The organism is Halodesulfurarchaeum formicicum, from assembly GCF_001886955.1.
GTDB classification, from domain to species: Archaea; Halobacteriota; Halobacteria; order Halobacteriales; family Halobacteriaceae; genus Halodesulfurarchaeum; species Halodesulfurarchaeum formicicum.
In genome coordinates this window covers 217,055-239,555 of sequence record NZ_CP016804.1, presented here as the reverse complement: position 1 = coordinate 239,555, position 22,501 = coordinate 217,055, and the positions used below count along the sequence as shown (strand labels likewise).

Annotated in this window: 21 protein-coding genes; 10 read left to right on the top strand and 11 right to left on the bottom strand. The window is 58.8% G+C overall.

Translation table 11 applies throughout. The annotated features are described in order from the left end of the window. Positions 1-23: 23 nt before the first annotated feature. Genes HSR6_RS01165 through HSR6_RS01155 form a run of 3 tightly spaced genes read right to left on the bottom strand, consistent with a single transcriptional unit; the run spans position 24 to position 2,420 of the window. Positions 24-455, bottom strand: a complete 432-nt coding sequence (locus HSR6_RS01165) for a hypothetical protein (protein ID WP_070364221.1) — start codon at positions 453-455, stop codon at positions 24-26. Then, entirely contained in the window at positions 456-1,166 is a 711-nt protein-coding gene (locus HSR6_RS01160; RefSeq protein WP_070364220.1) for an RAD55 family ATPase, read from the bottom strand. It lies immediately after the preceding gene. Between the two features lie 39 nt (positions 1,167-1,205). Continuing rightward, positions 1,206-2,420 (bottom strand): carboxypeptidase-like regulatory domain-containing protein, encoded by a 1,215-nt coding sequence (locus tag HSR6_RS01155; RefSeq protein WP_071932578.1) that lies wholly within the window; start codon positions 2,418-2,420, stop codon positions 1,206-1,208. A gap of 132 nt (positions 2,421-2,552) precedes the next feature. Between HSR6_RS01155 and HSR6_RS01150 the strand changes: the two genes are divergently transcribed. Both HSR6_RS01150 and HSR6_RS01145 read left to right on the top strand, forming a co-directional pair. After that, a complete protein-coding gene (locus HSR6_RS01150) occupies positions 2,553-3,083 on the top strand; it encodes a 50S ribosomal protein L16 (RefSeq protein ID WP_071932577.1) in 531 nt (176 codons plus the stop codon). 66 nt (positions 3,084-3,149) lie between these two features. Next, on the top strand, positions 3,150-4,010 hold the full coding sequence (locus HSR6_RS01145; protein ID WP_071932576.1) for an ATP-grasp domain-containing protein: 861 nt from the start codon (positions 3,150-3,152) through the stop codon (positions 4,008-4,010). Here the strand turns inward: HSR6_RS01145 and HSR6_RS01140 are convergent, their stop codons facing one another. Next, a complete protein-coding gene (locus HSR6_RS01140; RefSeq protein ID WP_070364216.1) occupies positions 4,011-4,403 on the bottom strand; it encodes an Hsp20/alpha crystallin family protein in 393 nt (130 codons plus the stop codon). Positions 4,404-4,416: 13 nt separating this feature from the next. After that, a complete protein-coding gene (locus HSR6_RS01135; RefSeq protein WP_070364215.1) occupies positions 4,417-5,454 on the bottom strand; it encodes a type II glyceraldehyde-3-phosphate dehydrogenase in 1,038 nt (345 codons plus the stop codon). Between the two features lie 102 nt (positions 5,455-5,556). Here HSR6_RS01135 and HSR6_RS11275 point away from each other — a divergent pair, with 102 nt between their 5' ends. From HSR6_RS11275 to HSR6_RS01120, 4 genes are read left to right on the top strand one after another with little or no spacing between them, the layout of a single operon-like run. After that, on the top strand, positions 5,557-5,688 hold the full coding sequence (locus HSR6_RS11275) for a hypothetical protein (protein ID WP_257786076.1): 132 nt from the start codon (positions 5,557-5,559) through the stop codon (positions 5,686-5,688). A gap of 31 nt (positions 5,689-5,719) precedes the next feature. Then, positions 5,720-6,679 (top strand): aminopeptidase, encoded by a 960-nt coding sequence (locus HSR6_RS01130; RefSeq protein ID WP_071932575.1) that lies wholly within the window; start codon positions 5,720-5,722, stop codon positions 6,677-6,679. A 54-nt stretch (positions 6,680-6,733) separates the two neighbouring features. Further along, a complete protein-coding gene (locus HSR6_RS01125; protein WP_070364213.1) occupies positions 6,734-7,393 on the top strand; it encodes an HVO_0476 family zinc finger protein in 660 nt (219 codons plus the stop codon). A gap of 40 nt (positions 7,394-7,433) precedes the next feature. Beyond that, positions 7,434-8,186, top strand: a complete 753-nt coding sequence (locus tag HSR6_RS01120; RefSeq protein ID WP_070364212.1) for a protein-L-isoaspartate O-methyltransferase family protein — start codon at positions 7,434-7,436, stop codon at positions 8,184-8,186. Here the strand turns inward: HSR6_RS01120 and HSR6_RS01115 are convergent. Then, positions 8,158-8,616: a DUF7382 domain-containing protein gene (locus HSR6_RS01115; RefSeq protein WP_070364211.1), complete on the bottom strand. Its 459-nt coding sequence runs from the start codon at positions 8,614-8,616 to the stop codon at positions 8,158-8,160. The two genes, HSR6_RS01120 and HSR6_RS01115, sit on opposite strands and share 29 nt — an antisense overlap. A gap of 75 nt (positions 8,617-8,691) precedes the next feature. On the opposite strand from HSR6_RS01115, the gene HSR6_RS01110 reads away from it, so the two are divergent. The 3 genes from HSR6_RS01110 to artA all read left to right on the top strand — a co-directional run bounded on the left by HSR6_RS01110 (position 8,692) and on the right by artA (position 15,174). Next, positions 8,692-9,723, top strand: a complete 1,032-nt coding sequence (locus tag HSR6_RS01110; RefSeq protein WP_071932574.1) for an ATP-binding protein — start codon at positions 8,692-8,694, stop codon at positions 9,721-9,723. Between the two features lie 2,156 nt (positions 9,724-11,879). Beyond that, on the top strand, positions 11,880-14,234 hold the full coding sequence (locus HSR6_RS01105; protein WP_071932573.1) for a BGTF surface domain-containing protein: 2,355 nt from the start codon (positions 11,880-11,882) through the stop codon (positions 14,232-14,234). Positions 14,235-14,283: 49 nt separating this feature from the next. Continuing rightward, the gene (artA, locus tag HSR6_RS01100) at positions 14,284-15,174 is read left to right on the top strand and encodes an archaeosortase A (protein WP_070364207.1); all 891 of its coding nucleotides are present in this window, start codon (positions 14,284-14,286) and stop codon (positions 15,172-15,174) included. Here artA and epsC read toward each other — a convergent pair. The 3 genes from epsC to HSR6_RS01085 form a co-directional block, all read right to left on the bottom strand. Further along, positions 15,171-16,034 carry a serine O-acetyltransferase EpsC gene (gene epsC, locus HSR6_RS01095; protein ID WP_071932572.1) on the bottom strand — a complete coding sequence of 288 codons (864 nt, stop codon included), beginning with the start codon at positions 16,032-16,034 and terminating at the stop codon, positions 15,171-15,173. The genes artA and epsC overlap by 4 nt on opposite strands. Positions 16,035-16,110: 76 nt before the next feature. Further along, positions 16,111-16,812: a TVP38/TMEM64 family protein gene (locus tag HSR6_RS01090; RefSeq protein ID WP_070364205.1), complete on the bottom strand. Its 702-nt coding sequence runs from the start codon at positions 16,810-16,812 to the stop codon at positions 16,111-16,113. A gap of 603 nt (positions 16,813-17,415) precedes the next feature. Further along, positions 17,416-18,177 carry a creatininase family protein gene (locus tag HSR6_RS01085; protein WP_158514125.1) on the bottom strand — a complete coding sequence of 254 codons (762 nt, stop codon included), beginning with the start codon at positions 18,175-18,177 and terminating at the stop codon, positions 17,416-17,418. Positions 18,178-18,472: 295 nt separating this feature from the next. On the opposite strand from HSR6_RS01085, the gene HSR6_RS01080 reads away from it, so the two are divergent. After that, entirely contained in the window at positions 18,473-18,889 is a 417-nt protein-coding gene (locus tag HSR6_RS01080; protein ID WP_071932571.1) for an EamA family transporter, read from the top strand. A 63-nt stretch (positions 18,890-18,952) separates the two neighbouring features. Here HSR6_RS01080 and HSR6_RS01075 read toward each other — a convergent pair whose 3' ends face one another. Both HSR6_RS01075 and HSR6_RS01070 read right to left on the bottom strand, forming a co-directional pair. Further along, the gene (locus HSR6_RS01075) at positions 18,953-20,566 is read right to left on the bottom strand and encodes a BCCT family transporter (RefSeq protein WP_070364204.1); all 1,614 of its coding nucleotides are present in this window, start codon (positions 20,564-20,566) and stop codon (positions 18,953-18,955) included. Between the two features lie 429 nt (positions 20,567-20,995). Continuing rightward, a complete protein-coding gene (locus HSR6_RS01070; RefSeq protein WP_083258771.1) occupies positions 20,996-22,501 on the bottom strand; it encodes a glycosyltransferase in 1,506 nt (501 codons plus the stop codon).

Sequence of the window (22,501 nt, the reverse complement as noted above, 5' to 3'; positions counted from 1 at the left end):
CACGTTTTCGTTTTTTCCGCCGATCAGCGACGCAGAAACCTGGGCAGCGTGATGGCGTCAGTGCGTTGAGACGGCCGGTCCAAAAACGAGGGACGATCGAGTGCGTCCGGGAGATCGAGTTGGGACCGGGGCACCTGGACGGCCTCGAAGGCGCCCGGATCCGTCTCTCGGTCGGCGACCAGTTCCTCCCAGACCGCCCACTCGGGATCGCCGGGCTCGAAATCCGCCCGGTCGCTGGGGGAGAGTCCCCGCTCGGCGATGGCTTCTTTCGCGCGGGACTCGCCCTCCTCGAAGGCGATCTGGATGAGAGCGCGGTGATGGGCTCGCTGGAGGCGTTCGTACTCGGTCGGGTGGTCGGTGCCGAAGGCCGCGTCCACGCCCAGCGCGAAGGCCCGGAACATGGCCCGCTCCTGGTTCAAGGATTCCCAGTCGGTCTCGAAGTGACGGTCGTACATCTATCCGTAGGTCTCCTCCAGGGTGCGATCGGGGTACACCTGGATGCCACCGTCGGTGAACTCGATCGAGCGCATGTCACAGTCGATGGCCGTCCCGCGCATCTTGATGAGCTGGACGGCCCGGGTCATCCCCCCACCCTCCAGGAAGTTGTGGAAGAAGAGCACGCCATGAGCGAGGTAGTGCTCGTTCGAGTAGGCCGTGGGATCGGTCATCTCCGAGATCAGGATGATGGTCGTGTCCGTGTCCTTGAGCCGGGTGATGAACTCGGTTAGCTCCGCGTCTGGATCATCGACGAAGTGTTCGAGGAGCATCGTCGAGTCGATGACCGCCCGGTCGGCGTCCAACCCCTCTAGCATGGCTGGCACCCGATTTCGCAGCCCGCCCGCCGAGCCGTACTGGGTGAGTGTCTGGCGGGCCGACTCGTCGGTCAGATCGAGGAAGTGCGTGTTCGAAGCGCGCATGGCCTTCTCGAAGCCGAAGTCGAAGGCGGCCATGTCCTGGGTGAGTTCGGTCCTGGTCTCGTGCATGGTCACGTAGACACACTCCTCGCCCCGGCGGGCCCCCGCCGTGATGAACTGCGCGGCGAAGGTGGTCTTGCCGCTCCCTGGCGGGCCGCTGACGACGTGGAGTCGGTCACGGGGGAGCCCGCCGGAGAGCAACTCGTCCATGCCCGGACTGCCGGTAGAAGCTCTGGAGAGACGTGAAGACATGCCCCCCGATTCACGCGGGGGCTATTTCAATCGTGAGGCTCAGTCCGACCGGCGAGCCAGGCCCACGGCCATCGCAAGGACCAGTCCCAGGAGCCCCAAGAGCGGGCCAAATCCGGGGGACGTGGCCGTCGTGGTGTCGGGGGTCGGTGTCTCGGTCGGCGTCACCGTTCCGGCGGTGGTCGTCGCCGGCGTGACCCCGATCACCGCTTTCGCCTCGGAGGTGACCTCCTCGTCCTCGACCACGATCGTGTGCTCACCGGTGTCCTCGATCAGGATCTGCGCGCGGCCATCGCTGTCAGTCTCGGTGACTTCCTCGCCGTCTAATCGAACCGTCGCGTTGGCGACCGGATCGTCGTACTCGTCGGTCACGGAGATGAAGGCCGGCTGTCCGATTACCACCTCAGTCGCGTGGACGGTTACCTGGAGTGTGTTCGCCCGGTTGAGTTCGCTGTCGAGGGTCAGATCTTCTTCACCGGTCGTGATCGAGCGCTCGACAGTCTCGTAGCCCTCACCTTCGAACCGAACCGTGAGCGGCGTGTTCACGGGCACGGAGAGTTGCTGGGTCCCGTCCGATTGGGTGTTGACCGAGCCCTCGTCCACGATGGTGACGGTGATGCCTTCGAGGGCTCGGGGCGGCTCGAAGTACGGGTCAGTCACGTTGACCCGGAGGGTCACCGACCCCGACTCCAGTCGAACCGATTCGGTCACCGGCTCGTCGGCCGTGACGTCGATCGTGGTCGATTCCTGGTAGTAGCCCGCCTTCCGGACGGTGAGGGTGTAGGTCCCCACCTCGACCGGGCCGTTGTCGAGCGTTCCGTCGACGGTTCGCTCGCTGTAGACGGTCGTTCCATCCTGTTTGAGTGTCACCAGCGCGTCCTCAACCGGCCCAGCGTCGTCAGCCACCTGGACGTCCACGTTGCCCTTGGGCCGGACCGTCATGTCGACGGTCTCCTCCCCCGGCTCCTCGATCACGAGGGGCGTGTTTTTCATGTACGTCTCGTGCTCGATGGTGAGTTCGACACTCGCATTCGTTGGCACGTCGAGCAGTACCTTGCCGTTCGAGGCAGTCGTTCCCGTGGCGGTTCCGTCGTCCCACTCGGCGGTGACGGTCGCGCCGCTAACCCGGTCGCCATCCGGTGTCTCTACGGCGACGGTGAGTGTTACGAGGTCTGCACCGGCCACACTCGCCGGGAGGAGGGCGACGAGGAGGACCAGGACGACTGCACCGACGAGCAGGGATCGATTTGTTACCATATCTACCATAATGGTTGCAAACCTTATCAATACCGGCCCCGAATCCTGGCTGGCTGGCCCCACCACCGCCCAGGGGTGCCGGGGCTTCGAAGGTCTTATACGCGTACTCTGTCTGATTCTCCAGTAGTACCTATGTCCGATAAGCCGGCCTCCATGTACCGGGACATCGACAAGCCGGCGTACACGCGCCGCGACTACGTCACCGGTATCCCGGGCTCGAAAATCGCACAGCACAACATGGGCGATCTGGATTCAGACCCCGACGAGTGGGCCGTCCAGATCTCCCTCGTTCCCGAAGAGACCTCCCAGATCCGCCACGGTTCCCTCGAGGCGGCCCGTCTCTCGGCGAATCGCCATCTCATCAAGGAATTCGGTGAGGGCAATTACAAGATGGTCCTCCGGAAGTTCCCCCACCAGATCCTGCGTGAGAACAAGCAGGCGACCGGCGCGGGCGCGGACCGTGTCTCTGACGGCATGCGCCAGTCCTTCGGCGTCCCGGTCGGGACTGCCGCACGCGTACACGCTGGCGAGCAACTCATGACCGCCTGGTGTACTGTCGAACAGGCACCGGCCGTCAAGGAAGCCTTCCGCCGCGCGTACAACAAGATCACGCCGCCCTGCAAGGTCAACGTCGAACGGGGCGCGGAACTGCTCGTCTCCTGATTCGGCCCTCGAGGCCGGCTCCTTCTCGACCGGAGCTGCTTTGTCGGTTCCGCCGCACCGACAGGTATGCTCACCCTCGGCATCGCCCACAAGGCCGAGACCGCTGCCCGGATACGCGAACCCCTCGCCGCCCGGGACATCGACGTCGAGCACGTCTCGCTGACTGGCGACACGACGGCCCTGTCGAGTGATGTTGCCCACGACCTCGACATCGGGCTGGTCTTCCCGAGCCGACTCATGGAAGGCGGCCTGCTCACGGCGCGACTGGACATTCCCTGGGTGAACGACCGAACTGCCGTGCTCCGGTCCCGGAACAAAGCCGAAACACTCGCCCGACTCGACGCGGCGGGTCTCCCCGTCCCGGAGACGGTCTTCGTCTCCGATCCCGTTTCTGACGCGGACCTCCGCTCGGCCGCCGACAAATTCGAGCCCCCGATCGTGATCAAGCCGAATTCGGCGACCCGTGGCGAGGGAATTTTGAAGGTCACGGAGTGGGATTCGCTTTTGGGCGTGACTGACTATCTGGACTTGCTCCACCAGTTCCCGGCGACGCGTGATCGGTCCTATCTCCTCCAGGAGTACCTGCCAGCGGCCCGGGACATCCGCGTGATGGTCATCGACGGACAGGTGGTCGGCGCGGTCGAGCGAACGCTTCCGGAATCGGCCCGTGAAGCGGGCCACTGGAAGCACAACGTGCATCGCGGCGCGGAAGCCACCGCGATCGAACCACGCGAATCGATTCGCGAACTGGCCGAGGCCGCTGCGGCCGCAATGGACATCTCGCTGCTCGGGGTCGATATCCTGGAGACCGATTCCCGAACGGTGATCTCGGAGACGAACGCGCGACCGACCATCGACGTGGCCGAGAAGTACGACGAACGGTTCTACGACGTGCTGGCGGCGACGATCCGTGCGACGGCTCGTTGACTACTCGATGTCGATGTCCGTGGTCTCCCGGGCCCGATCGAAGGTGACCTCGAGGACGCCGTTGTTGTACGTCCCGGAGCCGGATTCGGGATCGACCGGTGCGGGCAGGGCGATCCGCTCGTCGTACTGCCGGGTCTCGTTTTCAGCACGCACAGTCACGTACTCCCCGTCGCTCTGGACGCTGATGTCCTCGCGAGCCACACCCGGCAAGTCGGCCACGACTCGAATCGTATCATCGTCCTCGTAGGCGTCGATATGCGTCGGGCCCGCGGTGCCGACACCGCTCTGCTGGATGCCACCCTCCTGCGGGCCGGCAGTCCCGACCATGTCGTTCATCATGCGCTCGATCTCGCGGAAAATGTCGTCGAACGGGTCCTCACGGTCGTCTCTCATACCTGGCGGTTGGCTACGGCCGCGGATAAGGATTCGGGCTGTCCGAGAGGCCAAGCGCCTCGTTCGTGCGGGCCATGCTGGTGGCCTTGTCCTCGGCTTCGAGGACCGCCCGGATCGCATCAATGTTCTCGGGCACCACGTCGGACTCCTGGTGGATCGCCTGGAACAGGTATAGCTCCCGGCCCTTGACGGTGATCGACTCGTCCCAGATCGCGTTCTCCCAGAAGTCCCCGCGGGGCCGGCCCATGTCCATCGCGTACTCCTTGACGTCGGCGGTTCCGGTGATGTCGAGATCCTCGCCGAGCAGCGCGAGGCGGTCCTCGTCGGCCAGGGCGTCCCGAACCGTCTCGACGTCCGGCGCTGACTCCAGGGTCACGTTCAGCGAGTGCATGTGCATCAGCGTCGCCGGGACCTTGAGCCCCAGCGTGTCGATCGAGAGGTCAGGGAAGATCGTTTTCACGTCGGGGCCGTGATGGGAGGGCAACGTCTTTGGGTCGGGCAGGATGTCGTTGATCGGGCCGCGGTCGCTCTGGGCCGGATCGCCGCCCCGGCGGACCAGCGTGGCCCGAACCCGCTCGATGCCAAAGGCCTCGCGGAGCGGGGCGATCAGCCTGGAGAGCCCGGTCGTGTTACAGGAGACGACCCGGACGGAGTCCGCGTCGGCGGCCGCCTCGTAGTTCGAGCGGGCGTTGAAGCTCACGTCGACGAGGGCATCGTCCTCGCCGCCCTGGAACAGCGCCGGGGTGTCCGCAGCCTCGTAGAGTGACTTGTTGTCCGCGCCGACACCCGAGGGGGTCGCGTCGACGACGATGTCACTCGCCTCGATGAGTTCCTCGACGGTCCCGGCCGTCTCCAGACCCGCCTCGCCGAACTGGTCGGCGCGCTCGGGGATCGCCGCATAGAGGTCATAGCCCGACTCGACGGCCACCGTGGCCTCGTAGTTCGGTCGGGTCTTCGCCACGCCCACCACGGTCATGTCGGGCTGGGCGGCGACCGCGTCGGCCACCCGCTTTCCGATCGTCCCGTAGCCGTTGATTCCCACCTGGATCATGGCCGAGAGTCCCCCCGCGAGTGGGAAAACCGTTTCGAGTACAGTGGGGGAAAACCGGAGCATATTTTAAGTAGTGTGTGGGAGTACCTACCGTTAGTATCGATGCCAGAGAGCAGACAGGGGTCAGTCGAGACCCACCTCGAAGCGGCCCTCGGAGAGATCGAGAACACGGAAGTCGAGTATCACATCCGGGAGAGCCTGCAGTTGCTCGCTCACGACGGCCTCGAAGAGTAAGGGCTAACTCCCGCGTGGTCGACCGTCGAATATGGGACTTCGGCCTGGCGCTGAAACGGCGGTCCACCAGTGTCTCGACCTGCAACCCGAGGAAAGCTGTGTCGTCGTCACCGACGACGAGCGACGCCCGATCGGCGAAGCCCTCTACGAGGTCGCCGCCGCGGTGACAGATGACGCCGTCCTCCTGACCTACCCGCCCGGGGAGGAACACGGCCAAGAGCCGCCCGACCCAGTCGCCGGCGCGATCAAGGCGAGTGATACCTTCCTTGCACCCACGACGAAGAGCATCAGCCACACCCGGGCCAGAAGCGACGCCACCGACGCTGGTGTCCGGGGTGCGACGCTGCCCGGCATCACGGAAGCCGTCTTCGAGCAGGGCCTGGAGGCCGATTACGACCGGATCCGAGAGACCTGTGAACGGGTTCATCAGGCCGTGGCCGACGCGGACGAGATCAGGGTCACCGCCCCGGCGGGGACCGACATCGTCGTCGAGCCCGGGGACCGGGAGTGGCGGCTGGACACCGGAGACGTGACCGAGCCGGGATCGTTCTCGAATCTGCCCGCCGGCGAGGTGTTCATCAGCCCGCAGACGGCCACCGGTCGATACGTCGTCGACGGGACGATGCGGCCGTACGGTCGTCTGGAAGCGGGCCAGACACTTGCCTTCGAAGTCGAGGATGGCGTGGTTACCGACATCGAAGACGGTCAGATCCGCGAGACCGTCGAGGGCGCTGCTGAATCGGTCGGCGAGGCGGCCTACAACCTCGCGGAACTGGGTATCGGGACGAACGTCGCCGTCACCGAACTGGTCGGCTCGGTGCTGCTGGACGAGAAGGCCGCCGGGACGGTACACTTCGCGATCGGCGACGACGCCGGGATCGGCGGCGACACAGACGCCCCGATCCATCTGGATGGTGTGATCCGCGATCCAACAGTGTTCGTCGACGGCGAGGAGATCGAATTGCCCGCTCCCGACACGACCGAAGCCTGAGCCATCAACACTGTTCTCGGAGGTTGTTTAGGTCCCGGGCCGCTACGCCGGTGTATGAACGACACACCGGATCGGGTTGCAGTTCCCTGTCCATCCTGTTCGCCGGATCTAGAGACCGCCCACGAGGTACTTTCGGCGGGTGGCGGCCAGTTGACAGTGCGCTGTACCGAGTGCGATCACGTCCACAAAGTCCAACCCGAGACAGCGGAAACCGTCGAGCGACAGGTCGTCGTCTCCCAGGACGGCGACTCCTTTTCGACGACGGTTTCGGTCCCAGCCGAGGAGCGAGTTCGGGTCGGCGAGGAGTTCATCGTCGAGACCGAGGAGGCGATCATGCAGGTTCGGATCACGGACCTGGAGACCGGCGAGGAGACTCGCGCCTCGACCGCCGACGCCGGGGACGTCGAGACCTTCTGGACCCGAGCGGTCGACAACGTGAGCGTGAAAGTCACCCTCCATCCCCGCGAGGGCGACCCCGACGACACCCGGAGTTTGACGGCCTACGTGCCCGGCGACTTCGAGTTCACCATCGGGGAGCGGATGACACTTGGCGAAGACGAGTTCGAGGTGACCGACATCCACGTCCGGGAGACCGCGATCGATCGCTACCCCTTCCAGAAGCTTGGCGACGAGGGCGACACTGTCGAGGCCAAAGACATCAAGCGCGTGTACGGCTACGAGGAAGGGACGACCCGTGCCTGGTCGGCCTGGTGAGACCCGCTCAGCTTTTGCCCATCCAGCCGTAGGTGGGTGCATGGAGTTCGCGGCGGTCCGGGAATCGATGGTCGACAGCCTGGAACACGACACGAAAGCGGTCGTGGAGGCGACACCGGTCGGAGACGCGATGCGGACGGTGCCCCGCCACGAGTTCGTCGACGCCGAGCACCGGGCCTACATGGACCAATCGTTCACCCACCGGGATTCGACGGTCCTCGCCCCGAGCCTGGCCGGGCGGCTGGTCGAGGCCCTCGCCCCCGAGCCCGGGGATTCCGTGCTCGTTGTCGGAGCCGGAGTCGGATACACGGTCGCCGTCCTCGCCGAAATCGTCGGTGCCAGGCGCGTTCACGCCGTGGACATCAGCCGCCAGTTGGTCCACGACGCCCGGCGCAACCTCCGGACGACCGGCTATCGGGACGTGCTGGTCGATTGTCGCGACGGTGCCCAGGGGCTCCCGGAGTACGCCCCCTTCGATCGGATTCTCCTCGAAGCCGGGGTCGCCGAGGTGCCACGAGCGCTCACGGATCAGCTGGCCCCAGGCGGTCGGCTCGTCGCGCCAGTCGGTCGTGGTGAGCAACGGCTGCTCGCCATCGAGGGGGGAGAGGAGGTCGCCGACTTCGGCCAGGTCGGATTCAAACCCCTCTTGATCGACGGCGAGCAGGGCGGCGCCATCACGCGAAATCGGACCGAACGGGAGGATCGCGAGCACGCCGCACGGGCACGGCAGCGCCGGCAGGGCTGGGAGATCGAGTGGGACGTGTCTAATCAACCCCCGAGGCCAGGACGGTGATCTCGCTGTTCTCTCGACGATCCATATAGTTCGAGCCGGCCGGGGGCTCGACGTCGATCTTGAGTGTGCCTTTCGCCTGATTCGGCCCGAGTGAAGGATCGATCTCTACGGTCGCCGTGCCGTCCTCGTCGGTCGTCGCCACGGCCATGCTATCCAGCGAGGCGGTGCCACTCTCGACGATGATGGTCGCGTCGGCGACGGGCGAGTCGTCGCTGCCGATCGCCGTGAGTTCGATCTGGTGCTGTTCGGGCCCGACGACCTGCGGTTCCGGTTTCACATCGAGTTCGGCCACTGCAAAGGATTCCACCCCGGAGATCATGTTGAGCATCACCGAGAGGGCCGCGACCCCGACCACGAAGGCGATGATGAGCCGCACCGGCAGTCCTTCGATACCCCGTTCGTCTACCGCCAGTCGTTCGTACCACGACATGGGCCTGGGTGGCCCGGTGTTCCGTGATAAACCCTCGGCCGAGCCTTTAGGAACCATCGCCGGTGACTCCGGCCCATGTCTCACGTACTCGGTCGAACGGCCCAATCCGGACCCACCGTCGAACTGGGTTCGTTTCTCGCCCGTGACGGGAGCGAGGGTGCGTCGGTCGCGCTCGACCTCGACCGGCCCCACGTCTCGCTGTTCGCTGGCAAGCGCGGGTCGGGCAAATCCTACACACTCGGCGTGCTCGCGGAGGGGCTCGCGGCCGCACGGGGCGTCACCGGCGTCGTGATCGATCCGATGGGCGTCTTCGCGGGATTGAAGGCAGGTGGCGAGGCCACGGTCGTCTCCGCCCCGACCGTTGCTGCGGACGCCCTCGAACCCCGGGACTGGTGTGAGCTTCTGGATCTCGATCCCGCCAGTCAAGCGGGGGCGCTCCTCTGGCAGGTCGCCGAATCGGCCCGGACCCTCGAGGGAATGCAACGGGCCGCCACAGAGGCCGACGCCCCGCGCGCGGCCATCCGTGCGGTGGCAAACCATCTGACTCTCGCCGATGGGTGGGGGGTTTTCAACCCCGAGGGCCTCGACGCCGAGCGGTTGCTGGAGCCGTCGGTGACGGTCCTCGACACATCGAAACTCACCGACCAGGCGCTGTCGGTCGTGACCGCAGCGGTAGCGCGGACCCTCTACGAGACGGCCGTCGCGGAGTCGATCCCCCGCCTTCCCTGGTTGGTGATCGACGAGGCTCAATCGGTCCTCGACGGCATCGCCGAAGGACCGCTCCGGACGATTCTGACTCGGGGCCGGCATCCGGGTGTGAGCCTCGCGTTGGCGACACAGCGGCCGGCGGCCCTCCCGCCGGTCGCCATCTCCCAGGCCGATCTGATCTGCTCCCACCGGTTGACCGCGACCGCGGATATCGACGCGCTCGCGACGGCACGGCCGACCTATCTTGGGGCGTCGATTCAGGATCGACTGCCAGACGGCGTGGGCGAGGCCATGGTAATCGACGACACGACCGAGTCGGCAGTGACGGTACAGATCCGAGAGCGATACACGCCACATGGCGGGGATTCGCCGCGGGCTACTGGAAGAGCAAAATTATGAGTTCGCTCAATATCCCTTTGGACATATTCTAAACATCAGCCAAACAACTCGATGATTGTAAATTTGATAGCTAAGATATTGTCATAGTATTATAAACTGTTACTTCAAATATTGTCTCAAAGCCTTCGTAGACTTTTTATAGCCTCAATTAATTATGAATTCCTCTGAATTTAATTATCAATTTAATTCAAAGGTTATTTGGAAAAGAGACTAATTCTACTACCAGAAACAGAGGAAATGAAGATAAAAACCAGAGACAACAACGGCACTTACTTAGTTAGATAATTGGTATGCCGTCGAAAATCACTTCGCGAAAGGTACTCGTCATAATACTGTTAATTGTGATCACCTCAGGGGGACTGCCTGGAGCGACAGCAATGAAATTAGATGGAAGCTCCACACAGACCATATCGGAAAATGGCTCAGCAAACGAAGGAGGCGGGTTATATATTGAGATCGCAAGCGAAGACGAGTTGCTTAGACCACCAGATGAAAGTGTAAAAAGAGTTCAACCATTGAATGGAACAACACAATATCGATATTTGAATGATGGAATAAATGATGGGAATGATTCAACAGGGTACCAAGTAGGAGACGATATTGTCAAACTAGAATATATTTCAGAGCCAACAGACCCAATTAGGAATGACGATGTTTTCACATTCCCAAAAGATCTCCTTTATATAAAAAATGCGTCAACAAACGGAGATAGTGCAAGGTTTGAAAGCGGAGATGATATCTATACATATTCCACTTTGAAGGGCGAACCTGCCTTGGCGAATGAATCGATCAATTATAAGACTCCGAGAAAAAATATAAGATTTCTAAATAATAGCACCACAGAAAAATTCTCTGGAGACTGTGCAATAATTGAAAGTTCTAACCCGGAGTTAGATGTAGGGGACGAAGCAAAATCCGAAGGGAGCTGTTTTGAGGCCATAGCATTGAATGAATCTGACTTGCGATATTGGGAAGACGACGACTTTTCACCCGGTTACACAGCTAGTTCAAATGGAGAATATGGAGAACCCATTTATCGGAGTAGTGATAATACAGTCGACCCAGATGCTGATGAGCGATTTACTAAAGCAACTGTCTACACAGGAACCGATAGCAACGTATCCACATTAGATCTCGGGCTTGGAACAAAAACGCTTGTAGAAAGTACAGATGAAGATACCGGCGCGGAATTGGAAAACCCATCATTCACACCTACTGTTAATGAGGTTGACCCAGACGGCTCAAATATCGGCAGTTTTGACAAAGAGGACATTTTCATTATTGATCTATCTAATGATAGCTATTATGATTCTAATCGAGATATTTTGATAAATGGAGAGATCCCTAATGGAACAAAGTACGATCAAGCAGATGTCGAGGGCACATGGAAGGCTGGAAGAACGTATACCAGCAAGAATCTGGTCATTTTCGATACAAATAATGACGGAGATAGAAGTAATAATCTGCTCTTCAGTGCTGACGGCCTAAAAGTTGGTAGTCAGGCGAGATACTTAGAGACAGAGGGATCTATACGGTATTTTGATACGACTCCTGAAAATTCTAGGTTCGAAAAAGGCAGAGATGGCTTGTATGTAGATATCGGAAATGACGGAGTGAGTGTCGATCAAAATGTAGACCTTAGATTAGCTCACCTCAAAACCACCTATAGCAGAAATTCAACTGTTAAAGGTCATGACCTTGACTCAAACTTAACAATTTCTAATTTTGGGAGAGAACATCGAGTTCTGGACGAAAGCGGAGATGGGAAGCCAACCCCAGGAGAACCGATTATAAGCTCAAACGATGAAAATTTAGGACCTAATGATGAAATAATTGTCAATGGAACAAACGACGTATTATCACCGATGGGAATGTCAAATTCCAACATTGTCCTCATACAAGGAGAGGATAATTACCAGGCAGGCACCCCAGTAATAAGATTGGAATCGGGATACAGCGAACTTAGCAAAGGCTACACTACAAACAATATCAGCTACGACGAGATTATCACCTTGAATTCGTTTACTAGTGGCACCGGAAGTTTAGTAGTCCACCAGTCACCGGAGGGGGACCTTTCAGATAGATCACAAATACTATGGCTGAATCGGACTCAACTTTCAGTTCAGAAATCGCTTTCCCCAGGGCAAAAGTTAGAGTTGCGGAACTTCTCAAAATCCGTTGGTGCCCTTATTAAAGAAGACAGAATTCGACCCTCATCCGGGATCTACCGCGAACACGACCAAGACGTCGCGGGCACCACCACCTACGGCGACCAGCTCCAGACAATTACCGTCGAAAACACAGGCTCACTCGACCCAACCTACATCGATCAAATCACACTCCAAACCGACGGCACGGAAGTCGCCGCTGCGAGCAGCCCAACCACGAACGGCACCTGGGTGCTCCAGCCGGCAGAAGCTGACGCCACAATCGACCCGAGCGGGACCGCTTTCACCCTCCAGACCACCCTCAGCGAGGACGCACCGGGTGGCGAAACCGTCTCGTTGCGGGTTCCCGAGCCCGTGGATGCCGATGACGACGGTGCTTACGACCCGGGTGACGCCGGGTTGTTCTTCGAGCAAGACGTGCCGACGGGTGGGTTCGGCCCCGGGCCAACCCTGACTGTCGAATCCGAATCGGACTCGAGTAGCGAACCGACGACCTCCGGCCCCTCACCGATCGACCTTTCGGTCACCCCGCCAGCGTCGAATCTCTCGGCGAACGCCACGACACTCCCAGTCGAAGTGAGCGGGAACGCCACCGACCGATCAGTGCAGGCGACCCTCCAGTACGCCGCGAACAACTCCACGGTAGCGAGCCAGACCGGCTCGCTGGACAGGAACGGCGAGACCGAGTTCGACTTCGAGCCCATACCGGGCCGTTACCGGGTCCGGGTCGAGGCCCTGGAATCCGACGGTGTAGCTCACTCCGCGGTACTCGTCGTCGAGGAGCCACCCGGCGCAACGCTCGAAGCGCTCGACCACGCCATCACACGAGATGAGAGAGTCCGGGTCAATCTGACCCTGGAGCGCACGGACACGGCCACGGTCAGTCTTCGGGGCCCGGACGGCGATCGGCTGGAACGGGCCAGCGTCACGACGAGGAATACGACGGTCCAGTTCGCACTCTCCGCGGATGGCACGGGAACCGAAAACCGATCAGCTACCGTCGCACTCGAATCAACTGATGCGAGTCAGGCGGGACTGGCCTGGCTGACGACGGTGGCGGACAACGAGACGGAACCCGATCGATCGACGACCGACAAATCAGTGCCCGGCAACGCAAGTACCAATCCACCGGCCCACGCACGGTCGGGAGCCGGGAATGGCACCCACCGAAAACCGCTCGAAGCCGGGAACTACACGATTTCGGTGGCTATTGGGGATACCGTCCGGGACAGCGACACCGTCCAGATCGGTGCGAACTGGACGGCGGCCATCGAGCCCATGGTCGCGCCACGTGGAGCCACGATCGCATCCGCCGAGGACGTCGCGAAAAACGCGAGCCGACGGGAGAAAATCGCCACCGGGGACCGACTCGTGATCGCCGTCGACACCGCCGGACTCGGTTCATACGCCCGGAACATTACCCCCGGTCGCGCAGTCGGCCACGCGAACGCGAATGGACCGCCGGGCCGTGGCGGCGGCCCGATCGGTCGGAACAAAACGTCCAAATCGAGTGCGAACGGAACACCACCAGCCTTCGTCTCAGTGGGCCCAAAGTCGGGGGAGACACAGAGTGATGATCCAGTGGCTGGTCTTCGACGAGTCGAGGCCCCGAATTCGGATCGGTTCTTCGTGGTTGCAGACCCAAACGCCAGTGACAGGGTGACCCCAGGGACTGCCCTCGAGACAGCCGTCGTCCTCACCGAGAACACACCGTTCGTCCCCAATCGAACAAACGAGACGGAACAGGAGCGACGACGGGCCGCAGTCGAGGTGGTCGAGGCCCGGGCCGAGCTCGGGCGGGCCACCGAAAACGAGACGCTTGATTTACCGACGAACGCAACCGTCCCGATCAACGGCTCGACGACAGTGGCGCCGGGCACGACCGCAACGGTGCACATCGAAGGTACCGAGCGTAACTTCTCGGTCGAGAGGGAGACGACCGTTCAAGAGAACGGCACCTACGAGACAACCGCGAACCTCAGCGAGTACGATTCGGGCACCAACTACACCGTAACCGTCACGGCAAACGACGAGCAAATCAGCGAGGTTTACACTGGGCAGTTCACCGGGACCGAGTCGACAACCTTCGCGGCCGCTGGTGGGGGTGGTGGGGGAAGCGCCGCGGAGCCTCGACACCGCTCGACCCCGGCAGAGACGACCACCCCACCCACGGACTCGGTCACCAGCCCGCTTTCGGACCTGCCCGGTGAACCCGTCGACCGGGTCGTCGAGGCGGTCCCTGAGCCGTTGCAGATCGGACAGTCGGCGTTGTTGATCCTCGCGTTCGGTACCCTCGCGCTGCTCATGATCGGGGTCGGCCTCAAGCGGCTGATCCGGCCCTAGATACGGGGACCGACACACACTTGCCGGAACCGATCTTCACCACGAGTAGATGCTCGGGGCCACGGATCTTGCGACAATCACGGACCCACTCGCGTGGATCGTGGTCCTCACCTTCGCCACGAGCGCGATCCTGTCCATGCGGGAGTCGCCCGTCGCCCGCTACGGGGCGACCGGGGCCTGGGCGCTCTTTGCGGTGTTCTGGGCGCTGATGGTCCCACACTACGCAATCGAGATGCGAAGTATCGTCGAAGGCGTGCTGAGTGCCGCCGCCGTCCCTGGCTCGCTGTACGTCGCCTCCCTGATCTATACCGAGCGCCGGTCCTTCGAAGTGCTGACCCGGGCCGTCGCGATCATGGGGTTCATCTACCTACCCTTCGAGGCGATCACGGTCATCAGAAGTGGGTCGATCGAGATGGTCGTGGCCCACGTGGAGTTCATCCTGCGTGCCGTGGGCGTCGAACCGACGGTCATCACCGGTCCCGACGGACTGCAAAGTACCTTCCTCTTCCTGGCCGAGAACGGTCATCGACTGACGACCCGGGTCATTCTGGCCTGTACCGGCATCGGGAGCATCTCGATCGTGGCCGGCCTGGCCCTTTCCGTGGACGCCACACCGCGGCGCAAACTGCTCGGGATCGCGATTGCCGTGCCGATCATCTACGGACTCAACGTCCTGCGGGTGGCCTTTATCGCCCTGGCCCACGGCTTCCAGTGGTTCGCCGGTTTCCGGGACCCGATCTTCCTGATCTTCGGCATCGAGGACCCCTATCTGGTCTCGTACATCGTGGCCGACAGGGTCATCTCCCAGTCGGCTTCGGTCCTCGTGCTGGTGGCCATCACGCTTGGGCTCCTACGGCTCATCCCCGAACTCGCCACGATCGTCGAGGACGTCCTGTTCCTGCTCACGGGCCGGGAGTACGACCTCGACCTGGCGAACTAGTCGGTGGGTTTCTGCTCCAGATCGGGGTGATCCGCGATGAAGACGACAGTGTGATCGGGCACGTCCTCGCTGATCCAGGAGTTCGCGCCGATCGAGACGTGATCGCCGACCTCGACGGGACCCATGATGTTCGACCCGGCCCCGATGACGACGTGATCGCCGATGTCCGGGTGGCGCTTGTAGCCCTTGCGGAGCATGTGCTCCTCGTTTTCGGCCTCCTCGAAGTGTAGTGCCCCCAGCGTGACGTTCTGATAGATCCGGGCCCAGTCCCCGACCGTCGCAGTCTCGCCGATGACGACACCAGTTCCGTGATCGATGAGACAGTACTCGCCGATCTCGGCCCCCGGATGGATGTCGATCCCGGTCTCGGTCTTGGCACACTCAGAGAGCTCCCGGGCGTACTCCTCCGCACCCGCTTCGTAGAGGACATGCGCAACACGGTGGACCAAAAGCGCCTGGAAACCCGGGTACGAGCGGATGACCTCCCGGTAACTCTTGGCCGCCGGATCGCCCTTGTAGGCGGCGACCACGTCCCGCTTCAGCGTATCCCTGATTTCGGGCATCTGATCGAGGACCGTCGTCACCAGCGGCGCCGGATCGGATTCGCCATAGAGTCGGAACCCGGTTGCGAAGAGTTCCCCGAGTTCGGAGAGACACTTCTGGACTGCGTCCGGGTCGCCCACGTTGTCCCCGGAGTTCCACAGCCGCGGAAAGAGCAGACACTTCAACAGGGCGATTTCCCGGCGGGCGTGATTGCGCTCGGGGGCGACCAGATCAGTCTCGGTCGGAAACGGCGTTTCGTCGGCCCGATAGGACGCCACGAGGGCACGGTGGGTGTCGCCGGTGTAGCGATAGGACATAGTGGATAGGGTTGGGGAATCTTTCTACGGCGGCCGTTGGTACAAATCCCTCGATACGACAGATTCACGCCGACACTCACCGTGAGAACTCGAGTAGACGCTCGCGCTGGGAGTACGCGAGCGCCGCCAGGACCGCGATGAGCACGATTATGAGTATCGCCTCAAGGGGCCGGTTGGTCGCGAGTCGGCCGCCAGCGAGACTGAGCATAGCATAGCCCGGGATTCGACCGATCGTAGAGAGAACGACGAGATGGGAGAGCGGGAGCGGGGTGAGCCCGCAGACGAAACAGAGCGCGTCGTCCGGGAGGCCGGGCACCAGAAAGACCAGAAAGACGGCCAATCGGCCGTGATCTTCGAGAAATCCGTCGACCATTTCGAGAGTCAGGGGATGGACCAGTCGCTTTACTGCGGGTCGCCCGAATCGGCGGCTCAACCCGAAGGCCACCGCACTCCCGATAGTCGCCCCGATGAGGCTGTAGATTGTGCCGAGCACCGGGCCGAAGGCGTACCCGCCGGCCAGTGCGAGCACCTGTCCCGGGATCGGAGCCACCACGACCTGTGTGGCCTGAATCAGGATGAAAACGAGTGGCGCAAGCAGGCCAAAGGACTCGACGGTCTCCCGGACGGTCTGGGCATCGAGCATCGATCCGAAGGAGTAATCGAAGAGAACGAGCCCGACTCCAGCGAGGACCAGAAGTGCGAGAAGCGAGAGGATGGCGATCCATCTCGCCCGGGGCGAGACGAAAATCGGGGGCAATACAGGTCCTCGATCGCTCATTGGTGGCTGGTTTCTACGGCGAGGAGTTCAAAAGAAGTTGGGTGCCGATTAGATGGGCGGTTCTATACCGGCCCGGATCATTCTATTTTCATTATAATTGTGCCGTAACTAATTAACAGAAAGTTGGATAATTATTAGATCTATCAGATAGTATAATTATTAAGTCGCTGCATTCCAAAGACCGTGGAAATAAGACAGCTACGATACTAATAATGAAGTTTTTCCGCTTCAAAACCCTATTAACCGCAGATACTAGTTCAACGGGTCGAACTAATACAGTAAAATTATAAAATTTGATAAAAAATCCTAATACCATATTTATGATAAAACTCAAAATCGATAAAAATGGCCATATATTCGGTATTAAGTGCCAAATGCGGAAATTTTCGTTCTGAATAATCTCACTGCAATAATATATTACTTATATATGATTAATATTTGTTATAATGTTTGAGATGGAGCTAACTCCTAAAACTATCAAAATTAAATATACTATTGGGGAAAGTAACTTTATCGATATAATCATTTAATTATATAGATCAGATCGGGGATGAAAATACACAGAAAACGTATTTCGAGTGAAGCCAATACGAATTTGCCTATCTACCAGTTCCGTAACCTGGTCCGTTCATGTTCAATCATGGCTGTATACCCGTCTACCAGGGACGTGATAATGTGCTCACCTATTTCAGGGGTTGCCACAGTCGGATCACCCAAAACTCCAGCATCCGTTACCGACTGAAAGCCGAGATTCAGGACCGCAGAACGAGATTTTAGACCCTCATTACCAGGGCGCAATTCGGAATTACGGACACGTGATGGTTCAATAGCCATCATCATCGCGGTTTCAGTACCGCCACCATGGATAACCGGCTCCTGGTATTCCAAACCGGCCTCTTCTAGCCCCTGATTTATTAGTTCTGTAAAACGGTTCAGGTCTACAATCGGGATGAGCGAGAGCTCCGAGTATTTTGGGGCCAGTTCGGCAGCTGCGGTTTCAACAGGCGGGAAATTTCCACCGTGAGAGGGGAGCAAGACTGCGAATTGAAATCCATGGCCATCGAGTGAGTCAAGATAATCGTCTATAAGACCTTTGAGAACGTCGGAACTGATCGAGATCGTGCCCGGATAATCGGAATGGCTAGGTGAACACCCAACTTGAATCGGAGGGGCCACAAGTGTGTCACCGAGCCGGTTTGCGACCCGAGTCGATATTTCCTCGCCAATCATCGAATCAGTTCCAACCGGGAGGTGTGGCCCATGTTGTTCTGTCGCTCCAATTGGAATGATTACAGTATGGACTTCTTGGCCCGCGACCTCTTCTATGGAAGTCCAAGCGAGTTCGTTCATTTTTACAGAACGCATGGTAAGCAGTTTTGAGCACAGCATAATAAATTTGAAAGCGATGTACTTGAGAAAAGTTAGATACTAAATAGATCACAACAATTACGACCCCTGGAAACTGTTAATGAAGTGGGCACCAATAGCCGGAGTTGTATGTCAACAGTTCAGCGAACACCGTATCGCCGCGTGTCACCCACCCTTGTTACCTGGCTATTGGGCCCAGATACACGCCGATCCGATCAGTTAATCGAGTCGTGTTCTTGACGCCCACATTCGCACTAACACTTATAGTATTCCGTGTGGATTTTTCTGTAACATGGCTACGACGGCAATTTGGCTTGCTGTAGTAACAATGGTGGCATGGGGCGGATGGGCAATTTTTGCAAAGATTTCCACAGAAACGATCTCGTCGGACTTGGCAACACTTGTAACATATGCATCGGCGAGTGTTTTTTTGTTAGGAAACTACCTGTACAACTCACAGAATCCGGCCGATTTCGATCCGACTGGTGTAACGTATGCACTGGGAGCAGGAATAGCAAGTGCTATCGGAGCAGTAACCATGTATTCCGCACTGAAAACCGGAGATGCATCGGTTGTAACTCCGATAAGCGGGTTATACTTCGTCATCGCAGCCGTCCTAGGCGTTCTCATATTTAAAGAGCCCATTGGGATGAAAAAGGCTGCAGGGCTCGTATTTGCAGTTATATCTATCACTCTTGTAACCCAGTAGACCTTGGAGGGAAAGTCAAAACTAAAATTAAACGATCCTCGAAATTGGCCCGCTGGGCGCGATTTAATCGTCGTCCGGTGCAGGCTGGGATTGTTTTTGAGCCGGTTGTGGTTCGGATTTGCGGGTGATAAAGCTGGAATGCTCTTCCCCGTCTTCCAGCACATTAGCTCTGAAGTAATCCCTGGCAGCAACGTAACTGGAGAATGCTATCGCGACAAGGAAGACGGTGAACGGGAATGCCAAAATCACTGGGAATGCCTGCATTGCGCTAAACAGGGGGAGTTCAATCGTCATCACACCCACGAACGCGAGCAGAACACCCCACCATGCCCGGTTCCGAGCATTGGGATTTTCGGTCCCAAGGGTAATCGAAGAGAGGATAAACACAGTCGAATCGAGGGAGGTAATCACATACCCGGTGATCACGAGGACGAACAGAACAGCCAAAACCAACCCATATGGGGTGAGATTGACTGCTTCGGCAATCGCAGCAGGAATTCCTCCGGAAGAAACGGCCTCAGTTACCGGTTCGACATAACCCGGGGAGAGAACCCATCCGCCAATGATCGAGTGCTGAATCCACAGGAAGACACCGGGAATGGCGACCAAACTCACAAACGTCTCTCGAAGAGTTCGGCCCTTGGAGACCCGGGCGACAAAGCTGCCAACAAAGATGCCCCACGCTGCCCACCAGGCCCACCAGAAACTGGTCCAATAGTGGCCCCAATCGCCAGCTGCGGTGGGATCCGTGAAGAACGAAAGTCGGAACATGTTGTTGATCCAGATCCCAGTTGCATCCAGCCCGATATTGATCGCGGACAAGGTTGGGCCCACCACCAACAGGAACCCGGCCGAAATCATCGCCAGAATCACCGTCGCTCTCGCAGCGTTCTGGATGCCCTTGTGAAGTCCGAGCCAGACGTCTCCGAGGAACACCAAGCCGATTAATCCAAATAGTATGTACGTCAGGGAAGATCCTGGCATATTGAATACATCACTGATGAGCGCATCGAATGTCTGGGCAGAGAACCCCATCGTCGCTGCAATTCCCCCTACAATAGCGATTAGGGAGGCCAGGTCCACAACCCAGTAGAGGTACTTGTGGTCCCCGTCTCCGAGGAGCGGTTTGAGCATAGAACTGATTTTGAATCGGTCCACGTTCCGGTTGTAAATTGTGAGGGCAAATGCGAGAGCGAAGGGAGGGTACCACATCGCTAGCCCGGGGAAGATCTCGTGGATAAACATGAACGAAAGCGACATGGATTCAAGCGCGCCACTCACTGGCCACGGCTCTGGGGGCGGAGCAGCCATGATCGAAGCAGGCTCCCCAACACCCCAAATGATGATCGAACCACTGTATCCGACAGTAAATACCATCGCGATCCATCCAAATAGGCCGAATTCAGGTTCTGCATCCTGACCGCCAATGCGAATTTTTCCGTACTTCGAGAAAGTCATGAACACGGAAAACGCCAGAAGCGCAAATCCCAGTACCATAAACCACCAGCCGAAGTTATGGAGAACAAAGTCATAGCCCGCCATCATCATGTCATTGAACCACTGCGGGCTCAAAATTCCAATTGCACCCAGAACAGCGAGTCCAACTGCAGTGAGGAAGAAAAGCATTTTCTCATTAAACTCAGCCCCTTCCAAACCAAAAATCTCCATTAATTTCATGCGTGTCGTCGATTGGTTTTGGGTTCCGAGTTAGTTTGCAGATGCCCAGCTACTGCGTTGTCGGTTCGCCTCCTGTGTACCGTTCGCCTCCAATTTTTGGTTGGTGTATTTGGCATGTTGATTTAACCACAGCACGTGCTCCGCTGAACCATCTTTCGCCGTGGGATTGCCGCGTGGATCATGCGGCCACACAGCTGGCTCATAGAGTTCGTGCTCGTTCTGTGTCTTTAGGTGGTCGGTGTGTGATTCGGTTCCATCACACTGCTACACACACCCAGTATACGCGGGGGAATATAAAAATTGGGTTTAGGCATATAGGGATTGGCAATGGAGCCCTCGTTGCCCCAAAATCGAAACCCCGTTCCGATAATGGTCATCTGGGAGTATTGTTTCTTGCACGAAGAACTGGCCGAGCGACCGACCTTTCGACTACAGAGTGAGAGAAAACCGACTCGAGGGGCGAAGATGGGCAACAGTACGGTTTTCCACCGCACCACGGTAGGCTCCAATCTGGTAGGTAAGATGGTCAACGAGGTACAAGAGGGAGTATCGAACAGGGCTTGAAGGCCGATTAACGGACAGATCTATAGCCAGAGCCACCACCACACAGATCCCCGGGATGGCAAGTAAGCTAATGGCAAGAAACTCTAAGCCGCCAACACCTGCTAAAATCCCAAGCGCGACTAAGGGAAGCGAATAATAGCGCGTAACTTCGAGAGCGAAACCGTAGACTCGTGAAAGTGAGCCACGGAAGAGACCAGCCACAGCCGCAGACACACGAATGGACCCGGTTATCACTGAAGTGAATGCCTGTTTTGTGGGCGTGATGACGAAACCGAGAACCGTCATAGCTGCCAAAAATGTGCCCAGAGAAGCACCAATATTCAGCATAGAATTGACCACAGGCAAGACCGCGAGCAATACCAAACCAACCAAGGAGATCGCTGGCAGCGACACCGAGCCGGGGTGGCCGTACAATTTGGCCAAAAGCGCTTCAGAACCGCCGTAAGAAAGACGTCGTCCGAGAAAATTGGTGACTCCTCCGTAGTCGTGCTCGACAACACCAGTTGGATCGTACACCAGATCAAATCCATTCGCCAGTGCGTCCCAGCTAACACCAACGTCCTCGGCGACGTTTCGTTCTGGGAAGGGGGTTTTCTCAAACACCTCTCGGTGGCCGACAAGATTGGCAGTTGGAAGGTAGGGTGTCGACTGTTCTCGGTCCACTGGGGACGCACGTGGACCCATATCCAAAGAGGAGTGGATCCCTTCATACTCATGCATGGGCCGTGCTGTATCGGTAGGGCGGACACGTCCACCGACCACATCATGAGTGGCCAGAGCGGGAACAAGATTCGATAGCCACGCCCGATTCGGACGACAGTCTGCATCCGTGAACGCGATGATCTCGTTCGCCGCACTCGAAACACCCCGGTTTCGGCTCGCACCGATGCCGAGTGGTTCCGTGTCAGATCCAACAGGAACGAGACGCAAGTTCCCATCCGCTGTCAGAGAGTGTGATCGGATTAATTCCCGTGTGTCGTCTGTGGAGCCGTCATCAACAACGACGACCTCGTACTCAGGGTAATTCAGATCGGCCAAAGCGTCCAAAGCCGGCTCTATTGCGTCTGCTTCGTTTCGTACTGTCAAGATGATCGAGACGGGTGGCTGAAACTCTGGGTCACGTGCGGGCCTCCACTCGAGAAAGCCGCGATTGTAAAGATCACTGAGTAGTGCTCCAGTCGATTCCGCTGAAACCCCGCCTTCCCTAGCAATCGCCGTTACTGACTGAAACTCATCAGTGGAAACCGTCTTGAGGAGATCCTGGGCAGAGTCGTTCAACCGAGTTACAACGAGAGGACCAGACCGAGAAACAAGACCATTCTGAATCGAAACACTGTCCCGGAGACGGTACTGGCCACTCGTTCGTGACAT